Annotated in this window: 10 protein-coding genes and 1 pseudogene; 5 read left to right on the top strand and 6 right to left on the bottom strand. The window is 40.2% G+C overall.

The features are described 5' to 3' along the window. Positions 1-900, top strand: coding sequence for a hydroxymethylglutaryl-CoA lyase (locus tag VJY63_RS04355; protein WP_324048532.1), 900 nt, complete (start codon positions 1-3; stop codon positions 898-900). A gap of 121 nt (positions 901-1,021) precedes the next feature. Here the strand turns inward: VJY63_RS04355 and VJY63_RS04360 are convergent, their stop codons facing one another. Together VJY63_RS04360 and VJY63_RS04365 are read right to left on the bottom strand one after the other, a co-directional pair. Beyond that, positions 1,022-2,209, bottom strand: coding sequence for a DNA-methyltransferase (locus tag VJY63_RS04360; protein ID WP_324048533.1), 1,188 nt, complete (start codon positions 2,207-2,209; stop codon positions 1,022-1,024). Between the two features lie 36 nt (positions 2,210-2,245). Beyond that, a pseudogene (locus tag VJY63_RS04365) lies at positions 2,246-3,055 on the bottom strand (ApaLI family restriction endonuclease). A 686-nt stretch (positions 3,056-3,741) separates the two neighbouring features. On the opposite strand from VJY63_RS04365, the gene VJY63_RS04370 reads away from it, so the two are divergent. Then, a complete protein-coding gene (locus VJY63_RS04370) occupies positions 3,742-4,182 on the top strand; it encodes a DUF411 domain-containing protein (protein ID WP_324048534.1) in 441 nt (146 codons plus the stop codon). Between the two features lie 162 nt (positions 4,183-4,344). On the opposite strand, the gene VJY63_RS04375 is transcribed toward VJY63_RS04370, so the two are convergent. Next, the gene (locus VJY63_RS04375; protein WP_324048535.1) at positions 4,345-4,485 is read right to left on the bottom strand and encodes a DUF2986 domain-containing protein; all 141 of its coding nucleotides are present in this window, start codon (positions 4,483-4,485) and stop codon (positions 4,345-4,347) included. A 146-nt stretch (positions 4,486-4,631) separates the two neighbouring features. Here VJY63_RS04375 and VJY63_RS04380 point away from each other — a divergent pair, with 146 nt between their 5' ends. Further along, complete coding sequence (locus tag VJY63_RS04380; protein WP_324048536.1) at positions 4,632-6,464, top strand: SLC13 family permease; 1,833 nt, start codon at positions 4,632-4,634, stop codon at positions 6,462-6,464. 69 nt (positions 6,465-6,533) lie between these two features. Here VJY63_RS04380 and VJY63_RS04385 read toward each other — a convergent pair whose 3' ends face one another. Genes VJY63_RS04385 through VJY63_RS04395 form a run of 3 tightly spaced genes read right to left on the bottom strand, consistent with a single transcriptional unit; the run spans position 6,534 to position 9,524 of the window. Further along, entirely contained in the window at positions 6,534-7,688 is a 1,155-nt protein-coding gene (locus VJY63_RS04385) for a DNA-processing protein DprA (RefSeq protein WP_324048537.1), read from the bottom strand. 5 nt (positions 7,689-7,693) lie between these two features. Continuing rightward, positions 7,694-8,890 carry a helicase-related protein gene (locus VJY63_RS04390; protein ID WP_324048538.1) on the bottom strand — a complete coding sequence of 399 codons (1,197 nt, stop codon included), beginning with the start codon at positions 8,888-8,890 and terminating at the stop codon, positions 7,694-7,696. Next, entirely contained in the window at positions 8,841-9,524 is a 684-nt protein-coding gene (locus VJY63_RS04395; protein ID WP_324048539.1) for a DEAD/DEAH box helicase, read from the bottom strand. The genes VJY63_RS04390 and VJY63_RS04395 overlap by 50 nt, the downstream gene beginning before the upstream one ends. Positions 9,525-9,846: 322 nt before the next feature. Between VJY63_RS04395 and VJY63_RS04400 the strand changes: the two genes are divergently transcribed. Both VJY63_RS04400 and VJY63_RS04405 read left to right on the top strand, forming a co-directional pair. Next, positions 9,847-10,734 carry a peptidoglycan-binding protein gene (locus tag VJY63_RS04400; protein WP_324048540.1) on the top strand — a complete coding sequence of 296 codons (888 nt, stop codon included), beginning with the start codon at positions 9,847-9,849 and terminating at the stop codon, positions 10,732-10,734. Between the two features lie 29 nt (positions 10,735-10,763). Next, positions 10,764-11,768: hypothetical protein (locus VJY63_RS04405; RefSeq protein ID WP_324048541.1), on the top strand; the 1,005-nt coding region annotated here is incomplete at its 3' end.

Genomic DNA, 11,768 nt, shown 5'->3' on the forward strand with positions numbered 1-11,768 from the left:
ATGGCTTTTCCAGAGTTTGTAAGATTAGTCGAAGTCGGTGCTAGAGATGGTCTTCAAAACGAAGCCAATCCCGTTAGCACCGCTATTAAGCTAGAACTAATCGACCGGCTAAGTGATGCCGGCCTTAGCTACATAGAAGCCGCCAGTTTTGTATCACCTAAATGGGTGCCACAAATGGGCGATGCGCGTGAAGTGATGACCGGCATTCAACGTCGAAAAGGCATTACCTATGCAGCACTAACGCCCAACTTAAAAGGCTTAGAAAGTGCTTTAGAGTGCGGTGTTCAAGAAGTAGCGGTATTTGGTGCCGCATCAGAAAGTTTCACCCAAAAAAACATTAACTGCAGCATTGCTGAATCACTGGAACGCTTTGCACCCGTTATAGAACTGGCGAAAAAATCCAACATTCCAGTGCGTGGTTATGTTTCAACCGTGATGGGCTGCCCTTACGAAGGCGACATAGCACCTAGCAAAGTCGCTGAAGTGAGTAAAATCTTGTTTGATATGGGCTGCTACGAAATTTCTCTTGGCGATACCGTAGGTGTAGGCACACCGCTTAAAGCCAAGCGTATGTTAGAAGCAGTTAACCAGCACATTCCCATGAATAAGCTAGCCGCCCACTTTCACGACACCTACGGCCAAGCCCTAGCCAACCTTTATGCTGTATTAGAAGAAGGCATAGCAGTCATTGATAGCTCGGTAGCTGGCTTAGGTGGCTGCCCCTACGCCAAAGGCGCAGCCGGTAATGTCGCCAGTGAAGACGTGATTTACCTATTAAATGGCCTAGGTATAAAAAGCGGCATCGACCTAGAAAAACTAGCTGCCACCGGCGACTGGATTAGCCAAACCATCAACCGCCCCAACCGCTCTAAAGTAGGCATAGCCATGATGGCTGGGTAGGTTTTTTTGTAGAAGTGGTTTATAGATAGAAAACCCCAAGGTTAAAGTTTTAACGCTTGGGGGTACGTTTATAAGTGGACGCTCTTTTGAACTAGAAAAATTGCCTAGCAGCAGTGCCTTGTTAGCTCTTGTTGATTTGTTCGGCTATAAGCAAGGCAGGTGATAGAACAACCTCCATACCATCAAAATTAATTACAGCATCAAATAAATTTTCATTATTTGATGTTTTTATTAAAAATGATTTTTTAGATTTTCTTGTCTTCATTGCTTTACTCAAGAAAGACGCTGCCTGCTCCAAGGATTCTCCTTTCTTCTGTACTCTAACTAGTATCGGAGACCCTTCAAACTGCTCAACTAATATCGCATCTATCCCCTTATTTCTTTGCACTGGATTAAAGTTTATATCTTGTAGGTAGCTAAGAGCATCAACATCAGCATTTAAGTATGATTCACGCCCTTTCTTAAGAAGGTTAGATTCTGTTTTAATAGGATTGGCTAAGCGTTCTTTACTAAGCTCAACAGCATCTAGGGATTCATCAATTCCAATGTAGTTTCTATTAAGAAGCGTTGCAGCAACACATGTAGTTCCGCTACCACAAAAAGGATCAAGAACAATGTCTTCTTCTGAAGTTACAAGTTCTATTATCTGCTCTAAAAGTAAGAGAGGTTTTTGAGTTGGATAACCTACCCTTTCTTTTGCCTTTGGATTTAAGTAAGGAATATCCCAAACATCACTTAATGGGACTCCTTTTTTTTTATCTCCATTTTTCACTTCTCCAGAGCAGTCCCTTTCATATATGGTTTTATTGTTTTTATCCCTAGCTCTACGCTGAAGAATTTGATCTATATTTGTTGTTTCAGAGTAAGGTTTATAAATAGTGTTAAATTTAAAATCCTTACTCTTTGAGTAAAAATATATATTTTGATGGTTTGGAAGAAGTCCTTTTTTTGAATTGGACCACCTTTTATAAGACCATATAATTTCTGACTGAAAATTATTTTCACCAAAAACGTGATCTAATATTGCACGAATAATATGCTCTCCATTTTTGTCGCAATGAACAAAAATAGAGCCGCTATCTTTTAATAAAGAGTGCATTACTTCTATTCGAGCTTTAATAAACTCAGCATAACTTTGATTACTTCCCCAATTGTCACAAAAGCTAAATTTTTTAGTGCGCTCACGATTTTTTAAAGTATGCACTTTTTCAGTAAAAAATGGTGGGTCCAAATAAATCAAATCAATTGAATTACTCTCAATTAACTTCATTTTATCTAAACAATCACCGTATAAAATATTATTAAGCATTAGTTAGCTCTTTATCTCTATTTTCAGCAATTTCAGTTAAGATTGCTTTAAGATTGCTTTAAGATTATATCCGCTTAATTTTTCCAAGTAATCCCAAGCTTCATCACCAGCGTAATAATCACCACCTACACCAGCATAAATGGTTTTTAGTGTTTCTTGAATTTTAATAGCTTGCTCTCGTAGTGGGTAATAAAACATAACTCGAATAGGCTTGTAACCGTGAGACTTGATAGCTTGTACACGAGTATGCTCTTTCGTAATGTGATCACCATCCGTTGTAGCATCGCGCCATTTTATCTCTACAGCATCTGTACCATTAAGAAAATCAATCTCAAAATTTTTAGGCTTATCTCCAATAGTATTTTTTACTAGAACTTTACCACCTTCACTGTTTGAAAAAAACATACACATTGTGGCTGCTTCCTCTAAAAATGAACCTGCATAGTTATACAGAAAGCGACCAATATTTTGATACTCATCAATAAGAATACCTTCCTCATGAGAGATTCATAAAACTCGATAAATCAGATAATGCGAGTTATCATCAGCCTTCATTTCTTCCTTACGAGCCACTGTTTTATTTTTTAGGTTGTCAGCATATTCATCAGCGAGTTTACCAATTTTATTTTTTAATAAGCTCAAGCAGCACCCTTCTGAAATTGCCTTATTAATGAGAGCGCGTTCATACTCATAAACCGCCTGAATTAGCTCTGCTTTTTTCTTCTTTTTAATATTAATTCCTAAAGAAACACAATAAGCATTAAGCTCATCTATTTTCATTCTATCAACTTTCATAGCACCTCCTAAATTCACCTTACACTTGGTGGAAAAGCACCATAATGCCATAAAGAATACTCTCTCAAACACTCAAAGAACATCGACTATTCAACCCCAATAAACCATTTTGGCTGCATAACTTCGAAGTCCAGCCGAATGTTTTCTGGCAAGGAAGCTGCTGAGTCTATAACCAATGACTTGCCATCAATGCGTTTAAATACCTAGGTTATTAGCTAGTGCTTTCATTTCTGAGTAAGTCTTGCCAAGAATATTGGCAACCGCTGCATAGTATTTCCCTTTTAACTCAACTTGCTAAGCCTTCTAAAACCTACTGGTCACTAAGCTAAAAATGTGTTTAAGTAGCAAGCTATTTAACCGAACTAAGAGGTTTGCCGCTAGTGGTTATTAGTAAGCGATTAGGGCGAGTTGTTTTACTGCTGTTACTCGTGTTTTTTAGCACGCTACAGCAGGTTTCTACACCAGTATTTAATTGCAAAAGCGCCGACAGTTATAGTTACCATAATCCTAATGCCAATACCAAGCCTTGCCATTTAATTGATTGCATAAGCAGCGTAGCGCATTGTTGCAGCAATGTTATGTGTGACACCCCTCAGTTAGCAATATTTGAACAAATCTCAACCCCTATTAACTTACTAGGCTATTTCTTTAGCTCTATAGAAATTACTCCTAAAACACCACCACCCAAAATAACTGGGTGTTAATTGTTTATTTTTTAATAATTCAGGAGTAATCAAATGCAAAGAAATATTATTAGCTTTATCTACCTTGGCCTACTCAGTATTTTTAGTAGCCAACTTATTGCAGCACCCATCAATGCCACCCTTCACAAAGATCCTAATTGTGGTTGCTGTGTGGAATATGCCCATTATTTAGAGAAAAATGGCTTTAATGTTATCTCTAAAAACCATGCCAATATGACACTTGTCAAACAACGGCTTGGTACACTAAAAGCAGCTAGTTGCCACACAATAGAAATTCAAGGTTATGTTGTTGAGGGGCACGTGCCTGTTGCAGCAATTGAAAAAATGCTTAAAGAGCAGCCTGATATTAAGGGGCTTTCCTTACCAGGTATGCCTTATAATTCACCAGGAATGGGGCCTGAAAAGAAAGGTAGCTTACAAATTTTAGGGCTGAATGCACAGGGTAAACCAACTGGGGTGTATATCACTTTATAAGCTAGCATGAATAAGTAATAAAACTAAGAAAGCTAGCCACAATTTTAAATTGTGGCTAGCTTGGGTACATAGCTTGATCAGCAGTCTTTTTTGACTGACTCGTCCGACTCTAAAAGCACCTTCTGCCCAACAATATCTGATTTACGCATCAAGCTCGTTAACCTATGCACCTACCTCTTCTATAGCCAAATCAACTTGCTTAGCCTTACTAATGTATTTGGGTTTGTTGGATGAAACTAATTTAGCATTGGCTTTTTTTGCACGCGATTTTAATATTTGATTAGCTTTTTTACGACGATTCATAGATACCTACTTAATTAAATTTTAAATGTGCGTTAAGATTTCTAGGTTCTTACTTTAAGTTACTTTACTTTACTTAACTCAGTTAAAAAAACAGTACACTTGCTTAAATTTCTAACCCTATCATTCGTTTACCTTTAGACCCTACCATGAACTTACCTTTATTTTTTGTTTTAAGCCTATTATTTTTAGCCATTGTTTTATTTGTGCGTAACCGCCCCCGCATGGATGTTGTGGCTATTTTAGTTTTGCTAGCACTGCCTTTAAGTGGCGTGTTAACAGTACACGAAGCCTTAACTGGGTTTAGTGACCCTAGCGTGGTGGTGATTGCTGCCCTTTTTATTGTGGGTGAAGGGCTGGTGCGTACCGGCGTGGCGTATCAAATTGGTGAAAAACTCCTTCACCATTCAGGAAACAGTGAAGCCAAATTAATTGTGTATTTAATGCTGGCAGTCGCTGGATTAGGTTCAATTATGAGTTCTACCGGTGTTGTAGCTATTTTTATTCCTGTGGTGCTGAGTATTTGTGCGCGTAACAACATTCACCCTAGTAAGTTAATGATGCCGCTCAGTTTTGCTGGATTGATTAGCGGTATGCTGACCTTGGTTGCAACGCCACCTAATATGGTGATTCACAGTGAGTTGGTGCGGCATGGTTATGAAGGTTTTAGCTTTTTATCTTTCACGCCAATCGGTTTAGTGGTGTTGGTTTTGGGAATGGGCTATATGCTAATCGCTCGCCGGTGGCTGGTGAATGAAAAAAGCCAAGCTGCTGCCGGTGAACCCCGCCACACCCTTGCCGATTTAGTGCGTGAATACAATTTGGACGGCCGCCAATTACGTTTAAAAGTTAACCTTAATTCAAGCCTAGTTGGACAAACGCTAAACGAATTAAAATTGCGTCGTCAATATGGTATTAACGTGATTGCAGTTGAACGGCAAAGGCACTTTAGGCGTTTGTTATTAGGCGCAACGGGTAGCACCGATTTACGCGCAGGCGATTGGTTATTGGTGAGCTTGGTTGACCCAGACTGTGACCTAAGCAGTGCTTATGCTGAACTGGGTGTTGAACCCTTGATATTAAGGCAAAGTTGTTTTGCAGAACATTCACGCAGTCTTGGTTTAGCCGAAGTGTTGCTACCGCCCGATTCACGCTTGTTAGGTAAAACCATTCAAGAACTGGGTTTTCGTACCCGCCGTCAATTAAACGTCATTGGTTTAAGACGACAACAAAGCGCCTTAGAAGGCCTGCTGATTGATGAAGAATTAAAAGCGGGTGATACCTTGTTAGTGGTGGGTAGCTGGCAAAACATTCAGCGTTTGCAAACTTATAGCCGTGACTTTATTGTTTTAAACTTACCCGCTGAAAAAGACAACAGTGCGCCAGCTTTAGATAAAGCGCCTTACGCTTTGTTTAGCCTAGCCGTAATGGTCGGCTTAATGATTAGCGGCCTAGTACCCAATGTATTGGCGGCGATTATTGGCTGTGTTTTGATGGGTGCTTTTCGCTGCATTGATATGGACAGCGCCTATAAATCCATTCATTGGCCCAGTCTAATTTTAATTGTGGGCATGATTCCTTTTGCAGCTGCTTTACAAAAAACTGGCGGGATAGACTTAGCCGTACAAGGCATGATGAATGTGTTTGGAAATTCTGCACCTAGAGTGATTTTGGTCGTCTTATTTATAGCGACAGCAACCACGGGTTTGTTTATTTCTAATACAGCAACCGCGGTACTTTTTGCGCCCATTGCCATAGCAGCAGCCGATGCCTTTGGTGTTGCGCCAGCAGCTTTTGCCATGACCGTTGCCATTGCTGCCTCTGCGGCTTTTATGACACCCGTATCATCGCCTGTGAACACCCTAGTTTTAGGGCCAGGGCAATACCGTTTTAGTGATTTTTTACGTATTGGCGTACCTTTTACAGTGTTGATATTAATAACCACAGTATTATTAGTACCGCTGCTATTTCCTTTTAATTGAATTTTAAGGCTAAACCAACAAGTGCAACTCATTAAGTTAGGATAGGTATCCTTAAACCACCCACTGAATTTAGCCCATAGTTATACGCTGTTGTTGCTCTAAAGCGGCTTGTAATTCTTCTTTCAGGGCTTTTAAGTAAGCGTCAACTTCTGCTTGGGTTTCAATATAAGCGCCTTTCGTTTGCTGGTTAAAAATTTCAATGGGGTTAATGTGCGTCACGGTTTTTTCAGGTGTATTAACCGTTGAATTTGGTATAGCAAATAAATCATTTATGGCTGACTCAGGTTGTGTAAAAACTGGCGGCGCTGTTTTAAAACAAGCAAAGTCTTCGGTCATAGGCTGGCCGCCAAGTTTTATTAATTCTTGGTTGCCTAACTGCTCGTTATTACGCACCCACAAAGGGCACCACTGGTGTTTAAGGTTTTCATTAGCGCCTTCCCAAGTGCCGCCTTTAATACCTGATTTAACGACAAGAACTGTTTCAGACAAGGCATAAATGGATTTATTTCTTGCCATAGCATTACCAACACTAAAGCCTGCTTCTGGGTAAAAGGCGCTAAGTAACAATAGTCTGTTGTCACGCAATCCTTCACGGTAAGCTTTGCTGGTTGATGTGCGTAATAAACTGTCTGCTAGCACGCCTATGCTTGAACCCCCTTCGTCTAAAGCCGTTAACATGGCTGTTTGGTCAATGCCCTTAGCGCCACCTGATACCACCACAAACCCTTGTGAAACCGCGAGTTTAGCTTTGTTTTGAGTAAAGCTTTCATCGTCTTGGGTAATCTCACGGGAGCCAACAAAGCCAATAGCAGGCTGATTCAGTAGTGCTAAATTACCGATAGTGAAAAACACCGGCGGGCGATTATCACCCAGTTTTTCACGAATTTTTTGTGGGTAGTTAGCGCAGGCACGAGTAATTAGATTAACGCCTTGCTTAGTCCACTGCTCTAAGGCAAAAGCCATGCTGCCACCCCGTGCTAGTAATTTTTTTAACCGCTCGGTGGTTATTTCGTTTTTCTTAGCGCCAGGTTTAGGGTCTTGCCAGTGTGCTAAAACCTTTTCAGCACCTTTAAGTAGGCTAGCTGGCGAGTAGTTATTCTGGTGCAGCCAAACCGCTAAACGTGAATATTGCAAAGGCGTTAGAGGCCTCACGTCTTTTACTTCACTTTTATTGAAGTAGCAGGTAAGCAATAAAATGGCTTGGGCTGTTTCTGTGTAATGCATTAATTTTAACCTTGTACGCTGGTACTGGTAAGGGTGACAGGGTAAACAGCCCCTGAGTTTGCACGCCGCAAAGAAGGAATATAGGTTAACCACCTAGGTTGTTGTGTAAAGGGTAGTGTGCGAATCATGGCAACCATAGGTGCGATTAGTTCATCACTAAAAGCATTGGCTTTTTTACCCTCAGCAACCAAGCTCCCCCAAGTACCATCACGCCAGCGCGATAAGGTCAGACCGGGTTCCGAAATAAGGTTGGTGTCTTGGTAAGGAAAACGGTAGGTTGCAAAAGCGGTTAAAGTCATGTCTTTTGATGCACCAAAGCGTTTTCTGGGCTGAATGGGTAGGTAGCGGTGTTTAGCAAATTCTTTAGCTGCTTCAGATAAATGCTCTGCTACGGCCGTGCTTAAACTTTCACTTGGTAGGCAATTAGCGCACTGACCGCAATCTTCAGCAAAGCTATCATCCAAGGCGTTGGCTAAAAACTTCATTAAACAAGCGGTGCTGCGGTGATAACTTAATAGCTGCAACCATTCATCTTTTTTAATGCTTGATAAGCGTGCAATGCGCTCATGGGGCAGGGTGTAGTCCGTACTGGTGCGATAATAGGTTGCCTTGTCTTTATAAATGGGTGCTGGATCAGCAACGCTTAAAAATTTAAGCACCTTGTCTATATTCGATGAAGAAAGGTTAGTGTGTTGCTCCATTTCAGCTTTTTTTAAGCCGTTTTCAGCATCTTCTAGCGCATTTAAAAGCTCAGTCACTTGTTCTGCACTAGGAAAAGCGGCTTGAATAAAATGGTTTTGGATGACTTCATCTTCATAACCCATCATTAAAATACCATAAGCATTATCAATGCCACGCCCAGCTCGCCCTACTTGCTGGTAATACTCAATAATGTTGCCCGGTGCTTGATAATGAATAACAAAACCTATGTCGGGCTTGTCAAACCCCATACCCAGTGCAGAAGTGGCAACCAGCACTTTAAGGCGGTTGTGAATTAAGTCATCTTCCAAAGCTTGGCGTTCATTGTTATCAGCTTGGCCGTGGTAGGCTTTGGCGTCAATGCCGTGTTGCTTAAGCCAGTCGGCAACCAGTTCACAATCACGGGTTGTTTTGGTATACACAATGCCCGTGTGGGGTAACTTGGGTAGGGTATTAACCAGCCAGAGGCATTTGTGGAAGGGTTTGTAGGCGCAGTGATTCACGCATTAACGCCCCACGCAAGGTTTTCATTTCACTACCAATTTGTACCTGAATGTCGTTTATTACTCGATCATTGGCAGTTGCTGTGGTCGCTAATACTGGCAGGTTTTTTGGCATGGCTTGGATGATGCCAACAATGCGCTGATAATCAGGTCGAAAATCATGCCCCCAATCAGATATACAGTGCGCTTCATCAACAACAAATAAACCAATATTGGATAGAACTTTGCTTAAAACGTTTTGCACAAACCAATCATTGCCCAACTGCTCGGGTGAAATAATAATGGCATCGGCTTTTTGCTGAATAATTTGCTGTTCGTTGTACTGGCGCTCGGTTTTGTCTAATGATGAGTTAATAGTGATGACATTTAACCCAAGCTTAGCAGCGCTAATAACCTGGTTACGCATCAGTGCTATCAAGGGCGAAATAATAATGGTAGGGCCTTTGCCTTGCTCTCGTAGCAATATAGTTGAAATAAAGTACACCGCACTTTTACCCCAACCAGTTTTCTGTACAACCAGCATTTTGCTGCTATTGGTGACTAGCTTATTAATTGATTCATATTGCCCATCATGAAAACTGGCTAATGGGTTGTTGGTCATTTGCTGTAAACATTGCCTAGCTTTATTTTGCATACTGCTCTCCTTAGCGATTAAAAATTCAACTCTTTTTTAAACCTGCTAGCTTAGCTAGGTTATTTTTCTGTATCCTCTTAGTCTAGCTGGTAGATGTTCACTTAAAAAGCATTAAAAAAGTATAGCCACGCTTCTCAAGAGGGTTGACGACCGCTGCAAGCCCTCTAATAACCACTGTTGGAAAAAAGTTTAGGTTATAGTCATAATGCTTGCCGTAAATCAGATAAAAAATGCTCTAAGCTAAAAAATTAAGGGACGCCAGCGTATGTACTTAAGGATTCTAATCTTATTTTTAATTTCTCTGTCGCTCAATGCAGCAGAGATGGTTTGGGATACTGATTCAACAAAAAAAGTAAAAAAAATAAGCGATAGTGAGTACCAGTCTGTTCTTGATAGTTACCTAAAAGCTAATACTCTTAAAACACAGCAACTACTAAACAAGCTAGGTTATTACTTGAATGATTTAGACGGAAATTATGGCCCTCCTACAGCTCATGCAATAAAAAGCTATCAGCGTGATAACTTAAAAATTCAAGATGGCAAAGTAAGCAATAACTTGATTATTGCACTAGAAAAATCATATCAACAATATTTAAAAGAATTAAAAAACAATAAAAACCTTACCGTAGAAAACTATAATACAGGGTTTGAAGCTGCTAAATCAGGTAATTACGAAAAAGCGGCACGGCTTTATAAGCTTAGTGCTGATCAAGGCTATGCAAGTGCACAAGTTAACTTAGGTGTGCTGTACCGATATGGCCAAGGTGTAAAGCAAGATTACTATGAGGCCACACGGCTTTTTAAGCTTAGTGCGGATCAAGGCTATGCAAGGGCACAAGTTAATTTAGGCTTGATGTATTACCATGGCCAAGGTGTAAAGCAAAACTACCAAGAAGCGGCACGGCTTTATAAGCTTAGTGCTGATCAAGGCTATGCAAGTGCACAAGTTAGTTTAGGCTGGATGTACCGATATGGGGAAGGTGTAAAGCAAGATTATCAAGAAGCAGCACGGCTTTATAAGCTTAGTGCTGATCAAGGCGATGCAACTGCACAATTTAATTTAGGCTGGATGTACCGATATGGCCAAGGTGTAAAGCAGAATAACCAAGAGGCGGCACGGCTTTATAAGCTTAGTGCTGATCAAGGCCATGCAGACGCAAAGAATAACCTTGAATTTTTATGTAAAGCCCAACCTTCTGTTTGTAGGTAAGTTATTACTAATTGCAAAATGGATTTAAAATGTTAAACAAAATGCTTTTAATTACAGTCGCACTATTACTTATTGGTGGGTGTGCCAGCAATCAAGTTAATACTCAAAATGAACAAGACACTGCTAAAGATGATGAATATAAAAATATTTTAAGCCACCAAGAAAGATTTCAGGTGCTAACTAGCTACCTAGTTCAACAGGAACTAGACGTTGCTAAGCCTGTTTTTCCGCAAGAACCCAATGAACCTGAAATACCCAAGGCGCAAGAGTTGGTTAAAGGCAAATATGAAAAAATAGCCGATTTTGATAAGCGTGTTGCTAATGAAAAAAAGAAAAGAGAAAAACTCTTAGATTCTTTACCTAAACAATACGCCAAAGAAGTAACCGCTTATAACCAAGAAGTTAAACGCCTAACCGACAATTATAATAATGAAGTAGCTAAGCGTTATAAAAAGTTAGATGAAATAACCAGTGAAGCCATGCACAGGGCTTATATAAAAGTTTATGGTACGCCTTACCTTGCTAGCAACCCTAAATACGATTCTGAAACTGAGCGTTTTTTTGCCCAAGTCAAAGCCAGTAAAGGCGGTTTTAATGAGTTGGTAGCTATTGATGTACCTATTAACCAAGCAGAAGATTTTGATAAAAACTTAGCCAAAGCCAAGGTGAAAGTAACTTTCAACTTTGCCAACGACAACCTTGTGCTTAAAGGTATCGAAGTTAAAAATGGCCCATTGGATTACATTGCAAGGCTCACCGACGTTAATTTTAAAGCTGAGAACTTTAGTGTTGCTTTAGGTGGCGAAAAACTTCAACTTCCTAAAACACCTTTGTTAAGTAGCTCGCTAAGTATCAGTGAAGACGCTTATTCACTCGGTATGATTAACTATTCTAAAGACCCAGAAATTGCCCGCCTACAAAAAATAAAATATGAGTTAGAGCAGTCAGCAGCCAATCAAAAACTAAATAATCAAAAAGAAGCGGATCTTTTTCGTCAAAGAAATGCTTTAGAAGCCCAAATAGCGCAGTTAGAA

Source organism: Marinospirillum sp. (genome assembly GCF_035271045.1).
Lineage (GTDB): Bacteria > Pseudomonadota > Gammaproteobacteria > Pseudomonadales > Halomonadaceae > Marinospirillum.

What these genes read in the sequence shown, in the direction of transcription:
- VJY63_RS04355 (WP_324048532.1), top strand. Translation starts at nt 1, where the DNA reads ATGGCTTTTCCAGAGTTTGTAAGATTAGTCGAAGTCGGTGCTAGAGAT.
- VJY63_RS04360 (WP_324048533.1), bottom strand. Translation starts at nt 2,209, where the DNA reads ATGCTTAATAATATTTTATACGGTGATTGTTTAGATAAAATGAAGTTA.
- VJY63_RS04370 (WP_324048534.1), top strand. Translation starts at nt 3,742, where the DNA reads ATGCAAAGAAATATTATTAGCTTTATCTACCTTGGCCTACTCAGTATT.
- VJY63_RS04375 (WP_324048535.1), bottom strand. Translation starts at nt 4,485, where the DNA reads ATGAATCGTCGTAAAAAAGCTAATCAAATATTAAAATCGCGTGCAAAA.
- VJY63_RS04380 (WP_324048536.1), top strand. Translation starts at nt 4,632, where the DNA reads ATGAACTTACCTTTATTTTTTGTTTTAAGCCTATTATTTTTAGCCATT.
- VJY63_RS04385 (WP_324048537.1), bottom strand. Translation starts at nt 7,688, where the DNA reads ATGCATTACACAGAAACAGCCCAAGCCATTTTATTGCTTACCTGCTAC.
- VJY63_RS04395 (WP_324048539.1), bottom strand. Translation starts at nt 9,524, where the DNA reads ATGCAAAATAAAGCTAGGCAATGTTTACAGCAAATGACCAACAACCCA.
- VJY63_RS04400 (WP_324048540.1), top strand. Translation starts at nt 9,847, where the DNA reads ATGGTTTGGGATACTGATTCAACAAAAAAAGTAAAAAAAATAAGCGAT.